Raw genomic sequence first — 24,361 nt, 5'->3', positions numbered from 1 at the left:
GTAACTTCTGCTATTCCAGGTCCGGTCATTGAGCGGGGGCGAGGCCTTTGAGTTCGGCCTCGTCCGTGGTGTAGAGAGAAAGGTCGACGCCCTCGCCGACGATCAGGTCGTCGCGCGTCATGAACACGGGCTTCACGACCCAGACGAGGAGCGGCACCACGATCAGCGCGATCACCATGTTGATTAGCATGACCATGACCAGCAGCAGCCCCATGTCGGCCAGGAACTTCAGTTCCGACAGGAAGTACCAGGGCAGGATGCCGAAGAGCATGATGGTGGCGGTGAAGAAGATCGCCTTGCCGGTGGTCGCGACCGAGGCGTAGATCGCCTTGTCGTATTGCTTGTGGCCCTGGTACTCCTCGCAGATGCGCGAGAGCAGGTAGATGCCGTAATCGATGCCGACCCCGATGCCGATCGCGGTGATCGGCAGGCTGTTGACGTCGAGGCCGATGTCCATCGACACCATCACCGCCATCAGGAAGAAGTTCGACAGGTTGACCGGCACCAGCAGCATCAGCCCCGCCACCGCCGAGCGATAGGCATAGGCGCAGGAGGCGAACATGGCGAGGTTGAGCAGGCCGAGGATGATCCAGTGGTAATGCTCGACCGCGTCGTTCACCGATTGCTGCAGGGCGATGGTGCCGGTGGCGAGGCGGACGCGGAACTCGGGATGATCCTCGCCGACGAAGGCGATGGCGGCACGCGCCTGTTCCAGCGCCTGGTCGACGGTCTCCTGGGTGTTGTCCTTGTACCAGAGCGAGACGGTGGCGTTCTGCTGCTCGAAGTCGGTCACATGCAGGAAGGCCTTGGGGCTGGTGCCCAGCATCACCGCGCCGACCGCGGCGCTGGTCGCCTCGTCCGTCGGGTCCAGCGGCGCCCACTTCGGGTTGCCGCCGGCGAAGATGCGGTTGGCTTCCGGCAGGTAGTCGCCGAAGGACAGGGTGGCGACGGGGGGCACCGGCTGCTTCTCGAGGAAATACTCGATCCGCATCATGGTCTCGATGGTGTGGGCCTGGCGGGCCACCCGGTTCGGATTGATCGGATCCTTCGCCTCGAGCACCAGTTCGAGCGTGTTCAGGCCCGGAAAGTGATCGTTGATCTTGGCGACGGCGATGTTGAATTCCGAATCATTGTAGAGAAGGTTCGAGCCCTCGACCGGATTGCCGATCTTGATGTGCAGGGTCTGGTAGATGCTGAAGCCGGCGACCAGCAGGACCGCGATCGAGGTGAAGCGCGCCCGCTTGCCGTAGGTCCAGGTCGACAGCACCCGCAGGCCGTTGCGGATCTTGACGTGGATGCCGCCGTCGCCGGCCCGGCCGGTGATCTTCAGGATGTTCCGCGGCGTCGGCAGGTAGGACAGCATCAAGGGCGCCAGGAAGACGTTGGTCGGCACCAGCATGAAGGCCCAGAAGCCGCAGAAGATGGCCAGGCGCTCGATCACCGGGATGGGCGCCACCGCGATCAGGCAGAGGCCGACCGCATCGGTGACGATGCCGAGCGTGCCCGGCACCATCATCACGCCGAGCGAAATCTCCGCCGCCTTGCGCCGGTCCTTGACGTGGTACAGCACTTCGCAATAGCGCTCGATGAACTGCACGCAATGGCTGAAGGACCGCGCGACGTGCAGCAGGGGCACGACCATGATCAGGGGCTCGATCGGCAGGTTCAGCCAGCCGACGAAGCCGAAGCCCCAGATCGCGACCACGGTCGAGGCCGCCAGCGGCACGACGACACCGATGACGTTCCGCATGTAGAGCGCCAGCGACACGACGAGCGCCACCAGCGTCACGCCGAAGATCCACAGCATCTGGCTCTGGTAGTAATAGACCCAGCCGGTCAGGGCCGGCTGCCCGGCCATATAGACTTCATGGTCGGCGTCGCGCTCGCGCTCGACCAGGGCCTGCAGGAAGGCGAAGGTCTCGCCGTAGTCGAGCAGGCGCTCGATGAAGGTCGCGGTGATGATGGTCGCGGTCTGGTCCTGCGAGATCAGGAAGTAGCGCGGCCCCGGGGCCATTTCCACCCGGCGGCGGAATTCGTCGACATCGGCCTGCGAGGCCGGCGGCTTGTCGCCCATGATCGGATGGGCGTCGATGCCTTCCGGCGTCGCCTCGGCATAACGCGCTTTTTCGGTGGTGATCGAGAGCACCTGGTCATGGTCGACGGCAGGCGCGGTATCCACCTCCCGCGTCATGTTCCAGATCTTGTTCAGGGTCTCGACATTGTAGATGTCGCCGTCCTTCCGCTTGACCATGATGGTCACGGTCAGCGGGCTGCCGAAGTTCGGATGATCCTTGAAGGTCTGGACGTAAGGATGATCCGACGGCAGCAGGTCGGAGAAGATCGTGCGCAGCTCGACATTGCGCAAGCCGAACGCGAAGAAGATGGTCAGGGCGGCCATGACGAGTATCGACCAGGTGCGATGCTTCATCGTGAAATGCGCCAAGCGCGCGGGTTTGTTCTGCACGGAACCTCAAGCCTTCCGTTAGGGGGAAACGAGATGCAAGCCGCCCGGCTCGAGGCCGGCGCTGGGCTTGCCCGAAATCGGCATGGGGGCGTGGGCGGGCTCAGCCCGATCCGCCGGGCTCGCCGCCTGTAATTCTAAGGATTACCGATCGCCGCGGCCCCGGCCGCCCTGGCATGTGCAGAGGTCCCACCATCGTTCCCTATCCCCGAGCCGCGAATGGCGACGGCATTCTTGTTGTTCGATTCCCGCAGATGGTACGCATCCTTACGGAAATCATTTTCGAGTGCAGGATGGTCTGCGCGGTTGGGTATGGGACCAGTCAGAAGGTTGGTTCCTCGCCCCGTTTCGGGACGAAAGCCCTGACAAATCCTGCCTTTCGGATGCAACCCGGCCGCCGGGGCGCGGCCATATGAAAAGCGGCGCGGGAATCCCCGCGCCGCAACAAGTGGCGTCCCGGTCCGCGTCAGGCGAGATCGGGGAACATATGCTCCGCGAACTCGCGCGGGCCGGGTTCGTCGCCGCGTTTTTCCTCGGCGCGGCGCAGGTCGACGCGGCGGATCTTGCCGGAAATCGTCTTCGGCAGGTCTTCGACGAATTCGAGCCGGCGCACGCGCTTGTAGGGGGCCAGGCGCCCGCGCAGATGGGCGAAGATCGCCCGGGCCGTCGCCCCGTCCGGCGCATGGCCGGCAGCAAGGATGACGAAAGCCTTGGGCACCGCCAGGCGCAGGGGATCCGGCGACGGCACCACCGCCGCCTCGGCCACCGCCTCGTGCTCGATCAGGATGCTTTCCAGCTCGAACGGGCTGATCCGGTAATCCGATGCCTTGAAGACATCGTCGGCCCGGCCGACGAAGGTCAGGTATCCTTCCGCATCCCGCTCCGCCACGTCGCCGGTGCGATAGACTTCGCCGTCGGTCGCCGTCATCCGCCCCTCGACCTCATAGCCGAGCATCAGGCCGGCGGGGCGCCCCGCGCCCGACAGCGGCAGGCAGACCTCGCCCTCGGCCGCGACGGCGCCGTCCGGATCGAGCAGGACATGGCCATAGCCCGGCAGCGAGCGGCCCATGGAGCCGAGCTTCAGCTTCTGCCCCGGCGGGTTGCCGATCTGGGCCGTGGTCTCGGTCTGGCCATAGCCGTCGCGGATCGTCAGGCCCCAGACCCGTTCGACATGCTCGATCACCTCGGGGTTCAGGGGTTCGCCGGCCGAGCATAATTCGCGCAGCCCGGTCCGCCACCGCCCCATGTCCTGCTGGATCAGCATGCGCCAGACGGTGGGCGGCGCGCACAGGGTGGTAACGCCCGTGGTCGCCAGGACGTCGAGCAGCTGGGCGGCGTTGAAGCGGGCCTGGGAGACGATGAAGACCGTGGCCCCGGCATTCCAGGGCGCGAAGAAGGAACTCCAGGCATGCTTGGCCCAGCCGGGCGACGAGATGTTCAGATGCAGGTCGCCGGGCTGCAGGCCCAGCCAGTACATGGTGCTGAGCGCGCCGAGCGGATAGGACTGGTGGGAATGCACCACCAGTTTCGGCTTGGCCGTCGTGCCCGAGGTGAAATAGAGCAGCATGGGATCGGTCGCCGCCGTCGCCTCGCCGGGCGCGAATGTATCGGCATAGTCGCCGCCATGGGCCGCCGCCAGGCCGGCCCAGCCCGGCACCGCCGCGCCGGTCACGATCTTGCCGACCGCCTCGATACCCGGCAGGCCGGCGAATTTCTCCACCTGCGCCGGATCGGTGACGATGTGGCGCACGCGGCCGCGGGCCAGGCGGTCGGCCAGGTCTTCCGGCGTCAGCAGGGTGGTGGCCGGGATGATGACCGCGCCCAGCTTGATCGCGGCCAGCATGCATTCCCACAGCGGCACGACATTGCCGAGCAGCAGCAGGATGCGCTCGCCCCGGCGAACCCCCTGGGCGCGCAGGAAATTGGCGACGCGATTGGAGGCCGCGGCCATCTGGCCGAAGCTGACGCTGATCTCCGAGCCTTCGGGGTCATGGATGCGCAGGGCCGCCCGGTCGCGGGAATCGGGCGCCGTCGCCAGGACGCCGTCGAACCAGTCGAGCGCCCAGTTGAACTGCGCCGGGCGCGGCCAGCGGAAGCCGGCGACGGCCGTGTCGTAATCGGTGCGGTGGCGCAGCAGGAAATCCCGCGCCTCGGCGAAACTCGGGGAAGGGTCGATCGCCATGGTCATGCGTCCTTGTCGGCGGCGAAGGCGGCCCGGACGGTGCCCAGGCCCTCGATTTGGGCTTCATAGGTGCGGCCGCGCCCGACCGTCGCCATGGGGCCGAGGGCGCCGGACAGGATCGTGTCGCCGGCCCGCAGCGGCCGCCCCAGGCGCGCCATGGTCGAGGCCAGCCACAGGGTGGCGTTCAACGGATGGCCCAGGCAGGCGGCGCCGATGCCGGCGGAAACCTGGCGCTCCCCCTCGGTCAGCACCATCTTCGCGGCGCGGAGATCGAGATCGCCCAGCCGGCGCGGCGTGGTGCCGAGGACATAGAGGCCGGACGAGGCATTGTCCGCCACCGTGTCGAGGAAGCTGATCTTCCAATCGGCGATGCGGGAATCGACGATCTCGATCGCCGGCAGGGCGAAATCGATGGCGCGCAGCAGGTCAGCCACGGTCAGGCGCTCGTCGTCCAGGTCGCGGCCGAGGACGAAGGCGACCTCCGCCTCGACCTTGGGCTGGATCAGCCGGTCGGCGGCGACGTCCCAGCCGTCGGGCACCGCCATGTCGTCGAACAGCATGCCGTAGTCGGGCTGGTCGACGCCGAGCTGGCGCTGCACGGCGGGCGAGGTCAGGCCGATCTTGCGCCCGACCAGCCGCCGCCCGGCGCCGAGGCGGCGGGCGGTGTTCACCTGCTGGATGTCATAAGCCGCATCGGCATTCGGAATTTCCGCCTTGATCGGCGGGATCGGGGCGCGGGCCTGCGCCGCCGCGTCCAGCCGGGCGGCGAGATCGTGAAGGATGGCGGTCATGGGGTTCAATCCGCGATGAAATCGGCGACCAGCTTGTTGAAGCGCGCCGCATGCTCGATCTGCGCCCAGTGGCCGCATTGCCCGAAGACATGGAGTTCGGAGCGTTCGATCAGCCGATGCAGTTGCAGCGAGACGTCGAGCGGCACCACCTTGTCGTCGCGGCCGTGGATGATCAGGCTGCGGTGCCCGACCTTGGCGATGTCGGCCGGATCGCTGCCGAGGGCGTCGAGCCAGCGCTGGTGCGGCCGGGGGAACAGGGCGGCGAAGGATTCCTGGAAGCCGGGCCGGATGCTGGCCTGATAGCGCAGTTCCGCCAGTTCGTCGGTCACCAGGGTGCGGTCGTGGGCGAAGATGTCGAGCAGGCCCTTCATCGCCTCGAACGAGGGTTCGTAGCCCCAGACCGCGGCCAGGCCGTCGGTCACCGGGAAGGTGAGGCCGGCGCTGCCCATCAGCACCAGCCGGCCGACGCGCCCGGGATGCTGGATGGCCAGGGCCAGGGCGATGGCGCCGCCGAAGGAATTGCCGACGATGTCGACCTGGGGCAGGCCCAGTTCGTCCATCAGGTCGAGGATCTGGCGGATCCAGGCGGCGCGGGAATAGGCGAAGCCGTCCGGCCGGTCGGTGTAACCGAAGCCGACCATGTCGGGCGCCAGCACGCGCACCCGCTTTGCCAGGTCCGGCATCACCAGGCGCCAGTTGGCCCAGCCGGTGACGCCGGGGCCCGAGCCGTGGATCAGCACCACGGGCTTGCCCTGGCCGAGATCGTGGCAATTGGTGTTGAAGCTGCCGGTCCGGATGGACCGGGCGATTTCGGGGCTTTGTGCCGTCATGGTGATGCTCCTGGTTTCCTCTGGTCTTGTTCACGCGCCCTTGATCAGGCCGCCGGGCTTGGCCCCCCACAGGCACAGGCTGGCCGGCTCGAAGGCGAAGCTGCGCGGGCGGTGGCCCGCCTCGTCCGCGATCTCGTCGACGCCGCAGGAATATTCGAAGACCATGCCGTCCGGTCCCCGGAAGTAGATGAAATTGGCGCCCGAGGTCGGGTGGCGGCCGGGGCCGAAGACGATCGGGACATTGTGCCGGCGCAGCAGGTGGTAGTTGCGCAGCACGTCGCCCCGCTCGACCACCTGGTGGTTGATGTGCTGGATGCCCGGCCCCGCCGCCCGGACCAGGGCGATCGTGTGGTGGATCGCATTGATCCGCATCAGCGGGATATCGCCGATCCGGTCGCTGACCCGGGCATTGCAGACCCGGGTCCAGAACGCCTCGTCGCGCAGCGGGTCGGTCGAATTCAGGCCGATGTGGTTGAAGCCGGTGATCGCCGCATCGCGGGTGCCGAAATAGCGCGGCCCCCGGTATTCCGGCTTCACCACCAGTTCGATGCGGTTGCCGCTCGGATCGCGGAAGGCGATGAAATCCATCACCTTGCGCGCGTCGGCGCCCGCCGCCGTGCCAGCCGCGACCCGGTGCCCCAGGGCTTCGAGGGCTGCCGCCGCCGCTTGCAGTTCGGCCCCGTCCGCGACCTCGAAGGCCGCGGTCTGGTCCGCCGGATCGCCCTCGACATAGCAGAGCGTATGGGCCCTGGCATCGGAGCGGAGATAGAGCGCCTTCGCCGTCCGCCCGGTCACCTCGAGGCCGAGGATGCGGGTGGCGAAATCCTCGGCCAGGGCGAGGTCGGGCGTGCCCAGGCGGACATAGGTGATGTCGTCGAGGCGGATCATCGGCCCGCCTCCGCCTGCCATTCCGGCACCTCGGTGCAGAGACTGCCCCAGGTGCACAGCGTATCGGCGCGGAAGGGGAAGCGGCGCGGCCGGCGCGGCCCCGGCCCGATCTCGTCGTCGCCGGCGACCAGCGAGACGATATGCCCCTCGGGCCCCGCCAGATGCAGGAAGACGAGGCCGGAAACCGCCTGCCGCCCCGGCCCGTGCAGCACGCGGACCTGATGCTCGGCGGCGAAATAGCTGGCCTGCATGACGTGATCCAGCCCTTCGACCGCGAAGGCGACATTCAGCAGGCCGGGGCGCCGGGCCGGATGCAGGGCGATCCGGTGATGGCGCCCGTCGATGCGGAGATAGGCGATGTCGCCCACATGATCGCTGACGCCGGCGCCCAGCGCCTGCCAGAAGGCGAGGTCGCCGGCCGGATCGGTCGAGCGCAGGCCGACACTATGCAGGCCGAGAATGCCGGTATCGCGCAGCAGGTGGCAGCGCCGGCCGCCGTAATGGGGCCGCAGCACGAGATCGACCGCATTGCCCGAACGGTCGGCGGTCAGCAGCACCGCATCGGCCAGGCGGCGGCGGCACTCCTCGGCCCCGGCCCGGCGATGGGCGAAGCCGGCAGCGCCGAGCGCCGCTTCGGCGGCCTCGAGCGCGGCCTCGTCGCGCAGTTCGACGCCGAGGGCGGCAATCCCCTCGGGACCGGTGAAGGAGAGATCGTGCTGGCGCTGGCTGGCCCTGAAACAGGCGATGCCGTCGAGGGCGGGGCCGGGCGGGAGGCCCAGGATATCCCGGGCGAAACGGCCGGCAGCGGCGATATCCGCCACCGGCAGGCGCGCATAGGCGGGCGCGGCGAGAAGGGGGGCGGTCACGTCTTCTTGTTCCTTGGTTTTCTGTCCGGCGCCGGTTCGGCCGGCAGTTTGGCCGCGATATAGGTGCGGACCATGTCGCGCAGCAGGTCGAACTGGGCCTCGTCCTTCTTCGGGTCGTTGTCCCAGAATTTGCGCAGCGCCTGGCCGCGCACGATGCCGAGCACGATGGACAGAAGCCCCGGCGCCGTCCGTTCCGGGATGCCGGCCTCGACCAGGGCCCGGTTCCAGGCGACCTCGACCGGCAGGCGGGCGGTGCGGGCGATCTCCAGCACTTCGTCGCGCACCGAAGGATCGGTCGCCGCCGAGACGACGATGTCGACCGAGACCAGGAAATGCCGGCTGAAGAAGAAGTCGCGGGCATCGTCGATCAGCTGGTCCAGGATGTCGCGCCCGGGATCGATCGCCGCCGCCCGCGCCTTGCTGCGCTCCAGCGCTTCGCCGTAGACATGGCGGAGCGTGGCGACCACCAATTGGTCCTTGGTCGGGAAATGGTGCAGCTGCGCCCCGCGCGAGACCCCGGCAACGCGGGAGACCTCGGCGGTGCGGAAGCCGGCGTAACCATGCAGGCCCATGACCTCGGCCGCCGCATCGACGATCCGCCGGCGCATGTCCTCCGACCGTTCCGCCTGGGTGCGGACCGGGTGATCGGACACCGGGTTCACCCGGGGCCGGCCGCGCGGACGGCGGAGGGACGGGGCGGCGGCATTGTCAGACGACGACATGGACGTTTCCTTCGATCACTTCGACCGGATAGGTCTTCAGGGCCACTTCGCAGGGCATGCCCGTGGCCTTTCCAGTCGTAATGTCGAAAGTGCCGAAGTGCCAGCTGCACTCGACGGTGCAGCCGTCCAGGGTTCCCTCCTCCGACAGGGAAACCTCGCCGTGGGTGCATTTATCGGCGGTGGCATAGATGGTGCCGCCGACCTTGTAGAGGGCGATGCGGGTACCGTCGGGCAGGGTTTCGCCCCGGATCTCCCCCTCGGGAAGATCGGCGACGGCACAGAGTTTCACGCGTTGCGACATGCCGGCCCTCCCTTCACAGCATGGTGCTGCCGCCGTTGACGCTGATCACCTGGCCGGTCACGAAGCCCGCCTCTTCCGAGGCGAGATAGGCGACCATGGAGGCGATCTCGGCCATGGCGCCGGCGCGGCCCATGGGGATGACGTCGATGAATTTCCGCGCCACGTCCGGCGCCTTGGCGACGAAGACGGCGAGCTGCTCGTTGTCGACCGCGCAGGGGGCGACCGTGTTCACGGTGATGCCGTCCCGGGCGAATTCGCGCGCCAGCCCGCTGGTCATGCCGTGCACGCCGCCCTTGGCCGCGTTATAGGCGGCGTGGTCCCAGAGGCCGTTCCGCACGGAATCGGCGCCGAGGTTCACGATCCGGCCATAGCCGCGGCGCTTCATGCCCGGCAGCGCGTAATAGCTGCACCAGAGCGCGGTCCACAGATTGCGCTCGACCGTCGTCCGCAGGGTGTCCGGCGTGTGGTCCAGGAACGGCCGGATGATGCCGCCGCCGGCATTGTTCACCAGGATGTCGAGGGTATCGAACCCCTCCTCCGCGGTGGCGATCAGGCGTTGCGCCACCTCTTCCCGCGACAGGTCGCCGGCGACGGCGACGGGGGTCGGGCCGTGGCGGCCGGCGATCTCCGCCGCGGCCGCATCGAGTGCCACTTCGTCGAGGTCGGCCAGGACCAGCCTTGCCCCCTCGGCGGCCAGGCGGTCGGCGATGGCAAGGCCGATGCCGCGGGCCGCCCCCGTCACCACCGCCACCCGTCCGGCCAGTTTTCCGCTCATCGCCGCCCTCACAGGATGAAGCTGACGCGGCCCTGCGGGCGCAACCCGTCGCTGGCCAGGATGCAGCGCTTCTCGCGGATGCGGAGACCGTCCTCGCCCGCCACCAGCTTGTGGATGTTCGAGCCGAAATAGACGTCGGTCTGGCCGTCCTTGGAGCGATAGGTGACGAAGACCGAGCCGACCTCGATGGTGTCGCCCTCGCGTTTCCGGATCAGCACGTTGCTGATCAGGTGGCGCAGCTTGGAGCGCGGGTATTCGGCATGGGCCGTGCGCTTCATCAGCCGCACCACCCGCTCGCCCAGGCGGAAGCGGTCGTCGGCGATATAGAAGAGATTATTCTCGGCCGGCGCATCCTCGGCCACGTCGGTCGAGGGGACGTAGTAATGGGCGTCGTCGGTGAAGAGCTTCAGCCAGTCCGGCAGGCGCCAATTGTCGATCAGGGCGGCTTCCTGGAACAGGAATTCCTCGATGTCGGTGCGGTTCACGCTGGTCATCGTCCCGTCCCCGGCTCAGGCCGCCACGCCGTCGGCGATGCGGCGGTTCCACTGGGTCCAGAAGGCGCGCATCTGGGCCTCGTCGTCGTAAGCCGGCGGCGTCCGGTTCATGCCCTTGGAAATATCGTTCCAGCCGACCTCGCCGGCATTGGCATAGCCGCGCTGGCATTGTTCCAGCGCCTCGATGTCGTCGGGCGTGGCGAAGCCGCCCGGCCCCAGGAATTCGAGGAAGTTGAACAGCCGGTATTCGCGCGCCCAGGAACTTTCCTCGCTGGGGGCCAGCGCCCAGGCATTGATCTGCATGTAATCGGTCGAGACCGGATAGAAGGTCCGGATCGTCACCGCCATGATGTCGTTGATGACGAGGTTCGGGAAAATCACCAGGTTGCGGTTGCGGGTGGCGATGCGGGCCGCCCGCTCCTCGCCGTGGCGCTCCACCAGGCGGGCGTGGATCGCCTCGATCTCCGCCTTGCCCTGCTCGCCCCACATCGGGATCCATTGCGCGACCGGCCGGCCCCAGGGCGCCTTGTATTCGACCACGGCATGGCCGTTGCCGAGGTCCCGCCCCTCGCCGGTGAGCGCGACATTGGCGAGGCCGCCGTTGGTGTTGCGCAGATAGTCGAGATAGGTCGCGTGGTTGGTCGCGGCGTGATAGCCGTCATAGGAATTCTCGGCCAGCAGCTTCCAGTTGGCGCGGATCGAATATTCCTGGGTGCCGCCGACCACGGTCATGCCGGCTTCCGACTGGTCGGCGACGATGTCGATATATTCCGTCGCCTGGCCCAGATAATCGGTCAGGGGCACGGCATTCTCGTCGAAGCAGACGAAGGCGAAGCCGCGATAGCGCTCGAAGCGCGGCACGGATTTCAGGCCGGATGTCGGCCTGTCCTTGAAGTCGGCGGGATAGGCGGCCTCGTCCGGCAGGTGGCGGAGATTGCCGTCCAGGCCGAAGATCCAGCCGTGATAGAAGCACTGGAACGACTTGGCATTGCCGCTGCGCTCGCGGCAGACGCGGGCGCCGCGGTGGGCGCAGGTGTTCAGCAGGGCGCGGAACTCGCCCTTCGGGGTCTTGGCGAAGATGACATGGCGGCCGCCGACCTGGCGGGTGACGAAATCGCCCGGCTTCGCCAGCTCGGACTCGTGCCCGAGATAGAGCCAGCAGCGGCCGAAAATGCGCTCCCGTTCCGCCTCCAGGATGCCCGGATCGACGAAGCTGCGCCGGGCGACGCTGAAACTGTGGTGCTCCCGGTCGACGAGGACCAGGGGGCTGGTGCCGTCCAATGTGCTCATCCGTTGTTCCTCCCTTTGATTATCTGGTTGCCGCCTTGCGCAGGTCGAAGCCGGGATCGCCGGCCTCGTCCGCGGCAAGGCTGCGCCGGCCGGCGACCAGCCGGCGCAGCGCCGCCATATCCTTCGGCGTGTTGACGGTGACAGCACCGGCGACGATGCCGCCGGCCAGCGCGATCGCGGTGAAGCGCCCGGCGGCCGGATCGCCGCGCAGCACGATGTCGCCGGCGGCGGCATTGCCGACGACCTGGATGTTCAACTCGTATTGATCGGTCCAGAACCACGGCGGGTCGCCATAGGCGGTGTCCTGCCCGACCATGGTGCGGGCCGCCGCCGCCGCCTGGTTCTGCGCATTCGCCCAGGTCTCGGTCCGCGCTACCCGGCCAAGCCAGGGGCAGGCGCGGCTGGCGACATCGCCGGCGGCGAAGACCCCGGGCACGGAGGTGCGGCCGCAATCATCGACCAGGATGCCCTGATCGACGGCAAGGCCGAGGCTGCGGGCCAGTTCCAGTTCCGGCTCCACCCCGATGCCGACCACGACGGCATCCGCCGGCACCACCTCGCCATCCGCCAGCGCGACCCCCTCGGGGGAAAGCCCGACCGGCACCCGGCCCAGGCGGAAGGTGACACCCGCCGTCTCGTGCCGGGCCTTCAGGAAAGCGGCGACCGGCGCCGGCAGGGCGCGGGCCAGCAGGCTGGGCGCCGCCTCGATCACGGTCGCCGCCGCCCCCGCCTTGGCCGCCGCCGCGGCAACTTCGAGGCCGATGACACCGCCGCCGACGATGGCGATCCGCGCCCCCGGCGCAAGGTGCCGGCGCAGCGCCAGCGCATCCTCGACCGAGCGCAGCGCCAGGACCGGCAACGCCCCGGTCTCCAGCACCGGCAGGCGGCGCGGCGCGGTCCCGGTGGCGATCAGCAGCGCGTCATAGGGAAACACGCGGCCGTCCTCGGCAGTCACCGTGCGGCCCGCGGCATCGCCGCCGGCGATGCGGGTGCCGGCCACGACCTCGACCCCAAGGGCGGCCCAGCCGGCGCCGTCGCGGATCGAGACGATGGGCGCGCCGTCCTCGATCAGCGTCGCCTTGGACAGCTGGGGGCGCTCGTAGGGCAGGTGGGGTTCCGCCCCGATCAGGGTGATGCGGCCGGAAAAGCCCGCGCCCCGCGCCGCCTCCGCGGCGCGGGCGCCGGCCTGGCCGGCCCCGACGATGACGATGCCCGGCGCCTTGTCCGCAATGCCCTGCATGCTGCTTCCATCCCCATTGCCCCGTCGTCGTTTGCGCGGGGTCGATGTTCATTTTTGTACAAACAGTACAGACTGCTTGTAAATAGGAAAAATCACCGCATAGTGGGCCGAAGCTGAAACAAGAGCGGGAGGAACGCGCCATGCCCCCAAAAACCGATGTCCCGACCATCGATACGCACGCCCATTTCGTCCCCGCGACCTTTCCCGACGCCCGCGGCCGCACCCCGCTGTGGCCGGTCATGGCGCCACGGGCGGACGGGCAGGCCGCGGTCGTGATCGGCGGCAAGCCGTTCCGCGTGCTGGCGCCGAGCAATTGGGACGTCCCCGCGCGCCTGGCCGAAATGGCCGCGCAGGGCATCGGCCACCAGGTGCTGTCGCCGATGCCCGAACTCCTGTCCCACTGGTTCGGGGCGGCGGATGCCGATGATCTCTGCCGTTACATGAACGACGCGCTGGCCGCCATGGTCGACGCCGCGCCCGCGCGCCTCGGCGGGATCGGCATGGTGCCGGTCCAGGACCCGGCCCTGGCCGCGAGGCGGCTGGCCGATGTCAAGGCCCTCGGCCTGCGCGGGGTCGAGTTGGGCAGCCATGTCAACGGCGCCCCCCTCGGCGATCCCCGCTTCGACGAATTCTATGCCGCGGCCGAGGCGCTGGACCTCGCCCTCATGGTCCATCCGCTGCACCCGGCGGGCAGGGACCGCCTGCCCGGCCATCCCGCGCTGGCCGCCGCCGCCGCCTTCCCGCTCGATACCGCCCTGGCCGGGGCCAGCCTGCTGGCGGCCGGCATCCCGCTGCGCTTTCCGCGCCTGCGCATCATGCTCTGCCACGGCGGCGGCGCCCTGCCGTGGATCCTGCCCCGTCTCGACCGGGTCTGGTCGCTGGGCGGGCCGCTCGGCGCGAGCTTTCCGGAACGGCCGAGCGAAATGGCGAAGCGCTTCTTCTACGACAGCGTGGTCTATGATCCGGTCACCCTCGGCTATATCGCCGAACGGCTGGGCGCCGACCGGATCGTGACCGGTTCCGATTTCCCCTTCGTCATCCAGCAGGATGCACCGGGCGCCTTCGCCGAGCAGGTCCTGTCCGCGGACCTGCTGGCGCAGAACGCCCTGGCCTTCCTCGGCCTCGATGCCCTGCCGGCCTGAGCCGGCGCTCAGATCACCAGGACCGGCTTGATCGACTTGCCGGTCGTCGTGTCGTCGAAGGCCTGGTTGATGTCTTCCAGCCTGTAACGCTTGACGAGGCGGTCGAAGGGCAGCCGCCCGTCCAGGTAATAGCCGACCAGTTGCGGAATGAAGATTTCCGGATCGCTGTCGCCCTCGACATAGGCTTTCACGCCGACGCCGCGGGCCAGCATGTCCATGATGTTCACGGGCAGTGCCGCGTCCGGCGGCGGCATGCCGACGAGGCCAAGCTGGCCGTTCGGCAGCAGGGTCTGGAACGCGCTGCCGATCACGGCCGGAATGCCGGTGGTATCGAGCGCATGGGTGACACCGCCGGGGCCCGCCGCCTTCACCGCCGCGACCACGTCCTCGGTGCTGCGGGGGTCGAGCGCCGCCGTCGCCCCGAGCTCGAGGGCAAGCGCCCGGCGTTCCGGGTTGGGCTCGACCACGATCACATGGGCGGCTTCGGCGATCCGGGCGGCCATGACGGCGCTGAGCCCGACGGCGCCGGCACCGAAGATCGCGACCGCATCGCCGCGCCCGACCCTCAGCGAATTGAGGATGGAGCCGGCGCCGGTCTGGATGCCGCAGCCGAGCGGCCCGAGGATGTCCAGGGGGGCGTCCTTCGGCACCGCGACCGCATTCCGCTCGCGCGCAATCAGATGGGTTGCAAAGGACGACTGGCCGAAGAAGCGGGCGTTCACCGCGCCGCCGTCGCGCCGGCTCATCGGCGTCGAGCCGTCGCCCGGGCGCACGCCGCCGAAATTCGCGGCCATGAAGTTGAAGCAATAGGACGGCGCGGCACGGGCGCAATTGGGACAGGCGCCGCAGGAATCGAAGCTCAGGACGACATGGTCGCCCGGGCGCAGCCGGGTGACGCCGGCACCCACCGCCTCGACCACGCCGGCCCCCTCGTGCCCGAGCACGATCGGCAGCGGCACCGGGAAATCGCCCCGGCAGACGACGTCGGTATGGCAGACGCCGACACCGGCGACGCGCACCAGGATCTCGTCCCGGCGCGGCTTCTGCAACGTGATCTCTTCGATCGAAAACACCCCGCCCGGGGACGACAGAACCGCAGCGCGGCCGGCGACGGCCCCCCGATCGGCGCCGGGGCTTTCCCTGAGCGCATCCGCAATAGACATGATCCACCTCCCTCTGCGCGAACGGCTTGCCTTGCTTCAACCGAGCGGCCGATTCATCGCTTGGGGACATTTCCGGCGCCTCCGACGGGGCCGTCGCCTGACGAAAGGTTTGCCCGTGCATGAAATCGGCCGGGAAAACGCCCCGTCCCGAGGGAGATTCCCTGGAACGAGGCTCGATCCACGGAAGCGCCGAAATGTAAAGGATGCTAAGATGTGAAATCTTTCTGAAACGAAAGAACAACAACCGGACAGCCGTGGCATCGCGACCATAAAAACGGCGGCCGGACCCTGGGGGGTTAGGAGGATACGCCCATGCAAGGTCAACCGTGCCTGGCAGACAGCGCAACGACGCAACCATCTTTTTCACCGCCGCGGGACATCGCCCGCGCGCCTGAGCCGCCGGCCGGCGCCACCCGCTCGATCGACGATCATTCCTTCATCGGCGCGGGCCGTTTCGAGCCGCCCCGCTATGCCTTCTCGCTGGTCAGGACCCGGGTCATCCAGTCCTTCGCCGCCGCCGGCCCCTTGCCGAAGGTAACGACTGTCGTTGCCCCCACCGGCTATGGCAAGACCGTGCTCATGACCCAGCTGCACGCCCTGGCATCGGCGGGCGGGGCCCAGTGCAGTTGGATCGGCATCGACGACCGCGAGGCCGACCTGCCGGTGGTCCTGACCCTGGTCGAGCACGCCCTCGGCCTGGCCCGGCTCGACCTCAATACCGCCTCGGTCGAGGATCCGCGCGGCAGCCTGCCCCACCGCGTGGACCGGCTGGTGTCCCATCTCGCCGGCAGGCGCGTCGAGACGGTGATCTTCATCGACAATATCAACAGTTGCACCGACCCGGGGCTGGCCCTGCTGCTGGATGCGCTGGTGTTCCGCACCCCCGGCCATGTCCGGCTGTGCATCACCTCGACCGCGCCCATTCCCTTCGATGCCGGCCGGGCCCGGCTGGAAATGAAGCTGCGCCGGATCACCGTCTCCGAACTCGGTTTCGATTCCGGCACGACCGAGGCCATGCTGCGGGCCTCGGGCCTCGACCACCTGAGCCGCGAGAATATCGCCGCGGTGGTCGCCAAGACCGAGGGCTGGCCCGCGGCCATCCGCCTGATCCAGCTGATCCTGAGCAATGAATCCGATGCCGCGGAGGGGCTGGAGCATTTTTCCGGCGCGGACGCCGATCTGGCCGCGCTGCTGTCCCGGCGCCTGATCGCCAGCTTCGATCCCGATCTCGTCGCCTTCCTGCACGACATCGCCGAACTGCGCGGCTTTTCGGTCGAGCTGGCGCTGGCGGCGACGGGCAATCCCCGGGCCGGCCATTGGGTGCGCTTCCTGGTCGAGCGCAACGTGCTGGTGGTGCCGCTGGACCGGGGACAGACCTGGTTCCGCTTCCACGGCCTGTTCCGCCAGTTCCTGGTCGCCGATGCGGCGGGCAGGCAGGCGCCGGAACGGCGGCGCGAAGTCCTGGGCGCGGCGACCGACTGGCTGCTGGCCAAGGGCGACCGCAGCTATGCCCTGGAACTGGCGCTGAACGTGCCCCTGCCCGACCGCGTATCGGGCATCCTGGAACAATTGGCGCGCCCCATGGTGCGTGACCGGGGCGATCTCGCGACCTATACCCAATGGGTCGAACAGGCGAAGACCCTGGGCATTACCCTCGGCCTCGAGACCCTGCTCTGGTATGCCTGGGCCCTGGTCTTCAACCGCCATTACGAGCGCGCCGGCGCCGCCCTCGACCAATTGGCCGGCCGGATCCGCGAGGCGGAGCCGGACGGCGACGGCAAGAGCCCGCTGTGGTCGCCCTACCGCATGGCCCAGATCATCGTCAATTTCCACCTCGACCGCATTCACGCGGTCCGGGCGGAGGCGCCGGGCTGGCTGGCCGATTATCCCGACGCCGGCACTTTCGACTATGCGGCGGTGGCCGGCGCCTATGGCATCGCCTGCGCCGTGATGCATGATTTCCCGACCGCCCGCCACGCGCTTCGTCTCGCGCAGGATTCGATCATCCGCGTGCGCAGCGACTATGGCTTCTCCTGGGTGGCGGCGGTCAGCGCGGTGGTGGAACTACTGCAAGGCGATCCGGTCGAGGCCGAACGCAACCTGCGGGAAGCAGAGGAACAGGTTCGTTCCAATATCGGCGATTCGGCGGCCATCGTCTCGGTCCTCACCCTCGGACGGGCGCGGGCCGCCGCCGATACCGGCCGCCTTGCCGAGGCGGTCGAGATGGTGAAGCAGGGCATGGACCGCGGCATCGAACAGGGCATTCTCGACACCGCCTGGTTCGGCATCGAAGTCGCCCTGGCCTGCCCGGGCGACGGCGAGGCGCCGTCCGACACCGCCACGCTGCAATCCCTGGCGCGGCGCTATGCCCGCCGCCTGCCCTTCCTGGTCGACCTCGCCCTGATCCGCTGCGCCCTGCGCCACGGCCGTACCGCCGACGCCTTCGACAAGGCCGAGAGCCTGGCGATCTGGTCACGGCCGGCGGCATTCCACCCCGGGACCCTGGCGGACCTGACGGCGATGGAACGGACGGCGGCCATCTTTGCCGGCATCGACCTGCTGATGGCCGCCGGCACCCTGAAGGAAGCCGGCGCCCTGATCGAGCAGGAACTGAAGAATGCGCTCGATACCGGGCGGCGGCGCGATCAGGTCGAACTGCACCTGATGCAGACCGCCCTGATGACCCGCCTCGGCAACCAGGACGGTGCCATCAAGGCCCTGGCCCGCGCCGTCGTCACCGCGGCCAAGCGCGGGCTGCTGCGCCCGTTCCTGGAACAGCGCGACCTGGTCTTGCAGGTGGTCGGGGAAACGCCGTTGAAGAAATTCGGCCTGACGCTTCCGGCCGATCTCGCCTTCTTCAACCGGGTCTGCGATGCCCTGGGCGTCAGCCCGGCGTCGGTGCGGCCGCAGGCCGTCGATGCCGACGGTTACATCGTCGAGGCGCCGACCCCGCGCGAGATCGAGTTGCTGCAACTGCTCGATTCCGGGCTCGACAACAGCCAGATCGCCTCGCGCCTGTCCCTGTCGGTGCCCACGGTCAAATGGCACCTCTATAATATCTATTCGAAACTGGGCGTGAAGAACCGCGCTGGCGCCCTGGCCAAGGCCCGGGCGCTGCGGGTCCTGCACCGGCCCTGAAAGAAAGAAAGAAAGAAAGAAAAGGCCGGCGGTCCCAGGGGGGACCACCGGCCAGTCTCCGCCTTGCCAAGGGGCTTAGTTGGCGATGCGGCGGAGGTTCGAGGGGGTGTAGAATTCGTCGTCGGCGCGCCAGTCGAATTTGATTTCGTAAGGCTCGTTGTTGTTCATGCCGAAGGCGATGTAGCGATCGTTCAACAGATCGTAGAGCGTCTCCACGCAGTAGAAGGGCACCGTCGCCTCGGTGTACTGGATCAGATGCGCCTCGGAGACGCGCCACAGCTCGCCCCGGCCGTCGTAATGCTCGCCGCCGACGATCGACCAGCTGTCCTCGTCGAGATAATAGGTCCGGCGGGCATAGAGATGGCGCAGGCCATCCTTCAGCGTCGCCTCGACCACCCAGACCCGGTGCAATTCGTAACGCAGCAGGTCCGGATTGAGGTGGCCGGGCTTCAGGATGTCCTCGTAAGGAATGCCGCGGGCATCGAGACGGTTGGCATTATAGGGAATATAGATTTCCCGCTTGCCGAGCAGCTTCCAGTCGTAGCGGTCGAGACCGCCGTTGAACATCTCGTAATTGTCGTTGGTGCGGGCGCCGTCGGCGCCGATGCCCGGGTTGTCGTAGCCGATTTCCGGCGCCCGCATCACCCGCCGCGCGCCGGCATTATACATCCAGGCCTGGCGCGGCTGCCGCACCGGGTTGACGCGGTCGATGCCGAGCAGGGTGGTGCCGGCCAGTTGCTGCGGCTGCAGGATTTTCTGCACGATCTTGAGGACGATATCCGCATTGTCGGGCGTTTCCGGCACGCCCGAGCGGAAGGTCAGCAGGTCGTGATAGATCATGGGGGTGAAGCTGCCGTCGCGCTTCACCACCGCCTGGATCACCCGGCGGTCGAACGCCTGGCCGCGATAGCGCACCAGGTGGTTCCAGATCGCTTCCTGCCCTGTCTTCGGAATGGGGAAAGGCACTGTCGAAAGCCCGAGATTGGCAAGGCCGTAGCCGCCGTCCTCCAGTTCCACCTTGGTCGCCTGATCCTTGATCCGCTGATAGACCTCGGGCGGCAGGGCGGCCGTCCGGTGCGTCGGATAGACATTCATGTAGAAACTGCCGCCGTGGCGCTCAAGGAGGGCGATCTGGCCCGGCGTCAGCCTGTCCTTGTAGCGCGGGATATCCGCCGGCCGGATGGTGAAGAGCGGCTTTTCGTTCGGAAAGGGATCGGGCCGCGAGACCCCGGGCACCACCCCCGGCAGCACGCCCGTCAGCCCGCCGTCCCAGGCCGGGATGCTACCGTCGGCGTTGCCCGCCTTTTCGGCGCCGACCGGCGTCAGGTCCTGGCCGAGGCGGGCCGCCTCCTGTTCCGAGATCCTGGCAAGCGCGGGCCCGCCGCCCGCGACGAGGACGGCCAGCGCCGCCCCGATGAGAGAGATCCTGTTCACCTTCACTGTTCCTCCCGGATTCAGAAACGGGCCGTCGCGTTGATCGAAACGAAATCGCGATCTTTGCCGTAGTTGTAGTCGCCGCCCATGAAGCGGACATAGGACGTGCCGAAGCTGTAGCCGCCGCTGTCGAAATCGACGCCGAGGCCGAGCGCCATGCGGCCTTCGAGATAGGTGCTGTCGGAAGCGGTGCCGTTGACGTCATGGGCCCAGGACAGGAAGGGCTTCATGTTCCAGCCGAGCACGGCATCCGGATAGTCGAGCACGCCGCGCGCCCGGTACCCCCAGGAGAAATCGGTGACGTAACCGTCGTCGGCGCATTTCCGGGCCGTCGTCTCGGCGCAGGTTCCGCTGCGGTTGTAAAGCCCGTAGACCGCGGTGCGGCCATAGCGGCGGTCGCCCGGCAGGCCGTCGAGAACCTCGAAGCCGACCTCGCCGATCAGGGTGATGCCCGCAGCGCCCAGCGCCGGTGGCAGCAGCTTGAAGGCCGCGACCTGGGCCCGGTATTGTTCCGCCTCGTCATAGCCGTGGAAAAGCGCGCCCGAGCCGACGGCGACCGCCGGCGACAGCGGCGACTGGGCCGATGTTCCCCCGCTGCGGAAGGCGGCCAGCAGGTGGTTCGCGTTCAATTGCACCGGCATATCCGGCCGGTAGGAGGCTTCGCCGAAGACCGAAACCCCGCCGAGCACGGTGGAGAAGCCGAGGCCGAACAGGTTGATGTCTTCGGGGAATTCGATGACATAGCGGAAATTGCCGCCCAGCGGATCGCCGTTGATGAAGGGCGCGCCGCCGTTGGCTGCCGTCGTGTTGTAGATGCTGATATAGGGCACGCGGCTGTGATAGCGCATGTAATAGGCGGAGAGTTCGACATCGAGGGCCGCCGCGTAGTAACGCAGGGCGAAACCGAACTGGCCGTCGTCGCGGGCCTCGAGATCGTCCGCCCGCTTGGCGACATTGCCGGTGGCAAGCCCGGTCGGGTCGCTCTGCGCCGCGCTCAGGGTGAAGCCGTTGCACCCCTTGGCGACCGAATCGACGGTCGAGAAATAGGTGCCGCAGCCGTCGATCACGGTCGGCGCCCATTTCAGCTGGTAGAAGGCTTCGAACGACAGGTCGCCGGTCAGGCCGATGTTGCCATAGGCCATTTCGACCGGCAGCAGGCCCTCCTTCAGTTCCGCCCCCGGGCGGCGGAAGGCGGAGACGTCGATCGGGTTGATCGAATTGATGCCGCCGCCGATGAACAGCCCCTCGCCCCAGCTCACGACCTGGCGGCCGAGGCGCAGTTCGAGCGGCATGTCGCCGACCTCGACCTTGCCGCGGACATAGGCATCCATCAGGGCGAAGCCCTTGAATTTGGCCAGGTCGTCGAACGTGCGGTCGCTCAGCGGCCGGCCCGGGGCGTAACCGTTGACGATATTGCCGTGCCGGCGGTCGCCGGAATCGAGTTCGTGGTCGTACCAGGCCTTGGCCGAGAGGGTGCCGCCGAAATCGCCGTAGTCGACCTTCAATTCGCTGAAGATCTTGTAGACGTTGGAGACGATCTCGCCCTTCTTGAAGTTGAGCGAGGGATCGTCATAGGCGCTGGTCGACGAAAAGCCGCCCGCCCGGTTGCCGGCGGCGTAGAATTCCCCGCTCGGGTCCTCGGCCCGGATCAGCAGGCCGGCGCTGATCACCGTCGAGAAGGTGATGTCGGCCCCGGCCGCCTGGAATTCCACCGCCCCCGCCGGCATGGCCCCAAGCACCCCGCAGGCGCAAAGCATGGCCGCCGACAGGACATGGGTCCTGAAGTTCTGTTGCATCATTTCCTCCCGGTGCGCCCTTCGGCCACCCCCAGGCCAGCGGTTTCTCCGCCGGCAATTGTACGCTTTATTTTAATACGCTAGCGCACTATCAATATGGACACTAACACACTCCGGATCGCGGAACCAAGAGCCTATCCGAAAGTTCGGGCCATTTTTTGCTTCCCCTCGCAAAGGCAGCGGCGGAAGGCCGGCCGTGGCGGCCACGGATCCCGGCCCCACGCCCTGCCGCTTACCCAGGGATGATACACATATGTACTTATGCCCCGGCCTTTTCGGCAGCGGTGGTGCCGCCGCGATCCCGGCACAGCCACTATTGCCTCAGTTTTTAGATTAAACAAGCCGTACGTACTGTTTTTTATAAAATACCGCCACGCCGGGCCCCGGCCAGGAGGAAACCATGCCCACCCCCTTCCCCCCCAATCGCCAGGTGATCCTGAGCAGCCGCCCCAAGGGCGTGCCCCAGCCGGAGCATTTCACGCTGTCGAGCGCCGCCGTCCGCCCGCCCGCGGCCGGCGAGATCCTGATGCGCAACCATCATCTGTCGGTCGATCCCGCCCAGCGCGGCTGGGCCAATGACGAGGGCAATTACAGCGATCCCGTGCCCCTCGGCTCGGCCATGCGCGCGCTGGCGGTCGGCGAGATCGTCGAGAGCCGGGCCCCCGGCTATGCCGCCGGCGACTTCGTCTACGGCTGGTTCGGCTGGCAGGACTATTGCACCACGACAACGGCCGCGGTGCTGCGCCTGGTGGCCGAGACCGACCTGCCGCTGACCGCCAGCCTCGGCGTCCTCGGCATCAACGGGCTGACCGCCCATCTCGCCTTTCACAGCCTGGGCCGGCCCCGGGCGGGCGAGACCGTCCTGGTTTCGACCGCGGCGGGCAGCGTCGGCAGCTTCGTCGGCCAATTGGCCAATCTTGCCGGCTGCCGCGCCGTCGGGGTCACGGGATCGGCGGAGAAGGTTGCGGCGGCAACCACGCGCTATGGCTACGCGCAGGCGGTGGATTATCGCGCCTCGGCCGATATCGCCGCCGATATCGCCGCGGCCTGCCCCGCCGGGATCGACATTTTCTACGACAATACGGGCGGCGCCATCGGCGATGCGGCGCGGGCGCTGATGAACACGGGCGGTCGCATCATCCAATGCGGCACCGCTTCCATCCCCCATTGGACGCCACCGCCCCAGGGCCCGCGCAGCGAGCGCCAGGTGCTGACCAAGCGCCTGTCCTGGTCGGGCTTCGTGATCTTCGATCATCTGGCCGCCTTCCCGGCGACGGCGGCCAGCCTCGCCGACCTGATCCGGGCCGGCCGGCTGACCTATGACGAGGATATCACGGCGGGGCTGGAAAACGCCCCCGCCGTCCTTGCCGGCCTCTATCGCGGGGAGAACCTGGGCAAGGCGATCGTTTCGCTGGTCTGAGCGGGGCGGGGCGGCCGGGCCGCCCCCTCCTCACCTCAGGCGACCAGGCGTTGCGCCTGCCCGAGATAGCGGGCGAGCGACAGCGGCCCGCCGACATAGGCGGGATAGCCGAGGCGGGCGACCAGGGCGTAATCGATCACGCGCCGCTCGGCTTCATCGGCCGGCGCCACCGCATCCGCCGCCAGCGCGGAGGCGATCAGAAGCCGGGCCGCCAGGGTACGCGCGGGCTCGTCCTGCTGCGCCTCGAACCAGAAATGCCCACCCGTGGGCGCCGGGACGGCGACCGGCACCGGTGCCGCGGCCTGGATCGCCGGCGCCGCCTTGCCGAGGCCGAGGAACGCCAGGGCCGCCGCCGTATCCGCGCCAGCCCCCTCGGCGCGCCAGGCGCCGAGGACCGCCGCGGTCACCGCCGCCAGGCCATCGGGCAGTGCCCCCGCCTTGGCCCGGCGGTCGTGCTCCAGCTTGCCGAGGAACAGGGTCTGGATCATGTTGCGCGGCTCGGGCCGCTGGATCAGGCCGGCGAAGACCGTCATCTCCCATTCGATGGCGCGGTCCATCGGCTTTTCGATCCCGCCCCGGATACAGTCGAGAATGGCGAAGGGCGCGGGGTAGAAGGCGCCGGGATCGGCCAGGGCCTTCGTCCAGGCCGCATCGAGCAGGGCGGCCGCCGCCCTGCCGTCCACGGCCGGCGGCACCTGCCGGTCCCAGGGCTGGGACGCCTCGGGCCCGGACAGGATCCAGCGCTCCGCCGCCGCCACCGCCGCCTCCGGCGCCACGACCTCGTGAGCGAGGCCGGCCGCGAGCGCCGTCGCCGGCGAGAAGCGGCCGCCTTCCAGCAGGATCGGCAAAGCGGCCTCGATGCCGACCACGCGCGGCATGCGCTGCGTCCCGCCCGCCCCCGGCAGCAGGCCGACCAGGGATTCCGGCAGGCCCAGCGCCGTCTTCGGATTGTCGGTCAGGACGCGGTAATGGGCGGCGAGCGCGAATTCGCAGCCGCCGCCGAGCGCCAGCCCGTCGACGACGACGGCGACCGGCTTGCCCGCCGTCTCCAGGGCACGAAGCCCCCGGCTCAAGGGGAAGAAATGATCATAGGCAACCTTGGTGCGCTCGTCCTTCGGGCGCTGCATGATCATGTCGTAGGCGACGCCCAATTCGTTCAGGTCGGCCCCGGCACAGAAGCCGGTCGCCTTGCCCGAGCGCAGCACGACACCCCGCACGTCGCTGCCGCGCAGCCAGTCGGCGACGCGCCCGATCTCGTGAATGGCGGCATTGGAGAAGACGTTCATCGTCCGCCCCGGCATGTCGAAGACGAGATGGATGATGCCCTCGCGGCTGTCCTCGATCCGGAACTCGCGCAAGATCGGCTGGTCGGTCATCGTTTCCTCCTGACGGCTTGGTCTTGTGGCCGCGGGCCCTCCCGCCATATAG

The 24,361-nt window shown here is 68.3% G+C and carries 19 protein-coding genes; 3 read left to right on the top strand and 16 right to left on the bottom strand.

Going from position 1 to position 24,361, the window contains the following annotated elements:
* Positions 1 to 25: 25 nt before the first annotated feature.
* The 12 genes from DKG75_RS13345 to DKG75_RS13290 form a co-directional block, all read right to left on the bottom strand.
* Positions 26 to 2,428, bottom strand: a complete 2,403-nt coding sequence (locus DKG75_RS13345) for an efflux RND transporter permease subunit (RefSeq protein WP_208112125.1) — start codon at positions 2,426 to 2,428, stop codon at positions 26 to 28.
* A gap of 499 nt (positions 2,429 to 2,927) precedes the next feature.
* Positions 2,928 to 4,643, bottom strand: a complete 1,716-nt coding sequence (locus DKG75_RS13340; RefSeq protein ID WP_109921725.1) for an AMP-binding protein — start codon at positions 4,641 to 4,643, stop codon at positions 2,928 to 2,930.
* A 2-nt stretch (positions 4,644 to 4,645) separates the two neighbouring features.
* Positions 4,646 to 5,434: a 2-keto-4-pentenoate hydratase gene (locus DKG75_RS13335; protein ID WP_109921612.1), complete on the bottom strand. Its 789-nt coding sequence runs from the start codon at positions 5,432 to 5,434 to the stop codon at positions 4,646 to 4,648.
* Between the two features lie 5 nt (positions 5,435 to 5,439).
* Positions 5,440 to 6,264 carry an alpha/beta fold hydrolase gene (locus DKG75_RS13330; protein WP_109921611.1) on the bottom strand — a complete coding sequence of 275 codons (825 nt, stop codon included), beginning with the start codon at positions 6,262 to 6,264 and terminating at the stop codon, positions 5,440 to 5,442.
* A 30-nt stretch (positions 6,265 to 6,294) separates the two neighbouring features.
* A complete protein-coding gene (locus DKG75_RS13325) occupies positions 6,295 to 7,152 on the bottom strand; it encodes a VOC family protein (RefSeq protein WP_109921610.1) in 858 nt (285 codons plus the stop codon).
* A complete protein-coding gene (locus tag DKG75_RS13320; protein ID WP_166646539.1) occupies positions 7,149 to 8,018 on the bottom strand; it encodes a VOC family protein in 870 nt (289 codons plus the stop codon). The genes DKG75_RS13325 and DKG75_RS13320 overlap by 4 nt, the downstream gene beginning before the upstream one ends.
* Positions 8,015 to 8,740, bottom strand: a complete 726-nt coding sequence (locus DKG75_RS13315) for a TetR/AcrR family transcriptional regulator (RefSeq protein ID WP_109921608.1) — start codon at positions 8,738 to 8,740, stop codon at positions 8,015 to 8,017. The genes DKG75_RS13320 and DKG75_RS13315 overlap by 4 nt, the downstream gene beginning before the upstream one ends.
* Positions 8,727 to 9,041, bottom strand: coding sequence for a non-heme iron oxygenase ferredoxin subunit (locus DKG75_RS13310; protein ID WP_109921607.1), 315 nt, complete (start codon positions 9,039 to 9,041; stop codon positions 8,727 to 8,729). The genes DKG75_RS13315 and DKG75_RS13310 overlap by 14 nt, the downstream gene beginning before the upstream one ends.
* A 13-nt stretch (positions 9,042 to 9,054) precedes the next feature.
* Complete coding sequence (locus DKG75_RS13305) at positions 9,055 to 9,816, bottom strand: SDR family oxidoreductase (protein WP_109921606.1); 762 nt, start codon at positions 9,814 to 9,816, stop codon at positions 9,055 to 9,057.
* A gap of 8 nt (positions 9,817 to 9,824) precedes the next feature.
* Positions 9,825 to 10,310 carry an aromatic-ring-hydroxylating dioxygenase subunit beta gene (locus DKG75_RS13300; RefSeq protein ID WP_109921605.1) on the bottom strand — a complete coding sequence of 162 codons (486 nt, stop codon included), beginning with the start codon at positions 10,308 to 10,310 and terminating at the stop codon, positions 9,825 to 9,827.
* A gap of 15 nt (positions 10,311 to 10,325) precedes the next feature.
* Complete coding sequence (locus tag DKG75_RS13295) at positions 10,326 to 11,600, bottom strand: aromatic ring-hydroxylating oxygenase subunit alpha (protein WP_109921604.1); 1,275 nt, start codon at positions 11,598 to 11,600, stop codon at positions 10,326 to 10,328.
* Positions 11,601 to 11,619: 19 nt separating this feature from the next.
* Positions 11,620 to 12,840 (bottom strand): NAD(P)/FAD-dependent oxidoreductase, encoded by a 1,221-nt coding sequence (locus tag DKG75_RS13290; protein ID WP_109921603.1) that lies wholly within the window; start codon positions 12,838 to 12,840, stop codon positions 11,620 to 11,622.
* A gap of 140 nt (positions 12,841 to 12,980) precedes the next feature.
* On the opposite strand from DKG75_RS13290, the gene DKG75_RS13285 reads away from it, so the two are divergent.
* Positions 12,981 to 13,982, top strand: coding sequence for an amidohydrolase family protein (locus DKG75_RS13285; protein WP_109921602.1), 1,002 nt, complete (start codon positions 12,981 to 12,983; stop codon positions 13,980 to 13,982).
* An 8-nt stretch (positions 13,983 to 13,990) separates the two neighbouring features.
* Here DKG75_RS13285 and DKG75_RS13280 read toward each other — a convergent pair whose 3' ends face one another.
* A complete protein-coding gene (locus DKG75_RS13280; protein WP_109921601.1) occupies positions 13,991 to 15,145 on the bottom strand; it encodes an NAD(P)-dependent alcohol dehydrogenase in 1,155 nt (384 codons plus the stop codon).
* Positions 15,146 to 15,457: 312 nt separating this feature from the next.
* Here DKG75_RS13280 and DKG75_RS23550 point away from each other — a divergent pair, with 312 nt between their 5' ends.
* Positions 15,458 to 18,283: a winged helix-turn-helix domain-containing protein gene (locus tag DKG75_RS23550; RefSeq protein WP_109921600.1), complete on the top strand. Its 2,826-nt coding sequence runs from the start codon at positions 15,458 to 15,460 to the stop codon at positions 18,281 to 18,283.
* A gap of 75 nt (positions 18,284 to 18,358) precedes the next feature.
* On the opposite strand, the gene DKG75_RS13270 is transcribed toward DKG75_RS23550, so the two are convergent.
* Together DKG75_RS13270 and DKG75_RS13265 are read right to left on the bottom strand one after the other, a co-directional pair.
* Positions 18,359 to 19,717, bottom strand: coding sequence for a DUF1329 domain-containing protein (locus DKG75_RS13270; RefSeq protein ID WP_208112124.1), 1,359 nt, complete (start codon positions 19,715 to 19,717; stop codon positions 18,359 to 18,361).
* Positions 19,718 to 19,737: 20 nt separating this feature from the next.
* Positions 19,738 to 21,516 (bottom strand): DUF1302 domain-containing protein, encoded by a 1,779-nt coding sequence (locus DKG75_RS13265; RefSeq protein ID WP_109921598.1) that lies wholly within the window; start codon positions 21,514 to 21,516, stop codon positions 19,738 to 19,740.
* 397 nt (positions 21,517 to 21,913) lie between these two features.
* On the opposite strand from DKG75_RS13265, the gene DKG75_RS13260 reads away from it, so the two are divergent.
* Positions 21,914 to 22,933: an NADP-dependent oxidoreductase gene (locus DKG75_RS13260; RefSeq protein WP_109921597.1), complete on the top strand. Its 1,020-nt coding sequence runs from the start codon at positions 21,914 to 21,916 to the stop codon at positions 22,931 to 22,933.
* A 35-nt stretch (positions 22,934 to 22,968) separates the two neighbouring features.
* On the opposite strand, the gene DKG75_RS13255 is transcribed toward DKG75_RS13260, so the two are convergent.
* A complete protein-coding gene (locus DKG75_RS13255) occupies positions 22,969 to 24,309 on the bottom strand; it encodes an enoyl-CoA hydratase-related protein (RefSeq protein ID WP_166646538.1) in 1,341 nt (446 codons plus the stop codon).
* Between the last annotated feature and the right edge of the window lie 52 nt (positions 24,310 to 24,361).

It is taken from the genome of Zavarzinia compransoris (genome assembly GCF_003173055.1).
Taxonomy (GTDB): Bacteria; Pseudomonadota; Alphaproteobacteria; order Zavarziniales; family Zavarziniaceae; genus Zavarzinia; species Zavarzinia compransoris.
This window is presented reverse-complemented; position numbering and strand designations above follow the sequence as displayed.

Bases quoted from the DNA above. Each gene is read 5' to 3' on its own strand.
- DKG75_RS13340 (WP_109921725.1), bottom strand. From the start codon at position 4,643: ATGGCGATCGACCCTTCCCCGAGTTTCGCCGAGGCGCGGGATTTCCTG.
- DKG75_RS13300 (WP_109921605.1), bottom strand. From the start codon at position 10,310: ATGACCAGCGTGAACCGCACCGACATCGAGGAATTCCTGTTCCAGGAA.
- DKG75_RS13255 (WP_166646538.1), bottom strand. From the start codon at position 24,309: ATGACCGACCAGCCGATCTTGCGCGAGTTCCGGATCGAGGACAGCCGC.
- DKG75_RS13265 (WP_109921598.1), bottom strand. From the start codon at position 21,516: ATGATGCAACAGAACTTCAGGACCCATGTCCTGTCGGCGGCCATGCTT.
- DKG75_RS13290 (WP_109921603.1), bottom strand. From the start codon at position 12,840: ATGCAGGGCATTGCGGACAAGGCGCCGGGCATCGTCATCGTCGGGGCC.
- DKG75_RS13330 (WP_109921611.1), bottom strand. From the start codon at position 6,264: ATGACGGCACAAAGCCCCGAAATCGCCCGGTCCATCCGGACCGGCAGC.
- DKG75_RS13310 (WP_109921607.1), bottom strand. From the start codon at position 9,041: ATGTCGCAACGCGTGAAACTCTGTGCCGTCGCCGATCTTCCCGAGGGG.
- DKG75_RS13285 (WP_109921602.1), top strand. From the start codon at position 12,981: ATGCCCCCAAAAACCGATGTCCCGACCATCGATACGCACGCCCATTTC.
- DKG75_RS13335 (WP_109921612.1), bottom strand. From the start codon at position 5,434: ATGACCGCCATCCTTCACGATCTCGCCGCCCGGCTGGACGCGGCGGCG.
- DKG75_RS13295 (WP_109921604.1), bottom strand. From the start codon at position 11,600: ATGAGCACATTGGACGGCACCAGCCCCCTGGTCCTCGTCGACCGGGAG.
- DKG75_RS23550 (WP_109921600.1), top strand. From the start codon at position 15,458: ATGCAAGGTCAACCGTGCCTGGCAGACAGCGCAACGACGCAACCATCT.
- DKG75_RS13280 (WP_109921601.1), bottom strand. From the start codon at position 15,145: ATGTCTATTGCGGATGCGCTCAGGGAAAGCCCCGGCGCCGATCGGGGG.
- DKG75_RS13260 (WP_109921597.1), top strand. From the start codon at position 21,914: ATGCCCACCCCCTTCCCCCCCAATCGCCAGGTGATCCTGAGCAGCCGC.
- DKG75_RS13305 (WP_109921606.1), bottom strand. From the start codon at position 9,816: ATGAGCGGAAAACTGGCCGGACGGGTGGCGGTGGTGACGGGGGCGGCC.
- DKG75_RS13325 (WP_109921610.1), bottom strand. From the start codon at position 7,152: ATGATCCGCCTCGACGACATCACCTATGTCCGCCTGGGCACGCCCGAC.
- DKG75_RS13345 (WP_208112125.1), bottom strand. From the start codon at position 2,428: ATGAAGCATCGCACCTGGTCGATACTCGTCATGGCCGCCCTGACCATC.
- DKG75_RS13315 (WP_109921608.1), bottom strand. From the start codon at position 8,740: ATGTCGTCGTCTGACAATGCCGCCGCCCCGTCCCTCCGCCGTCCGCGC.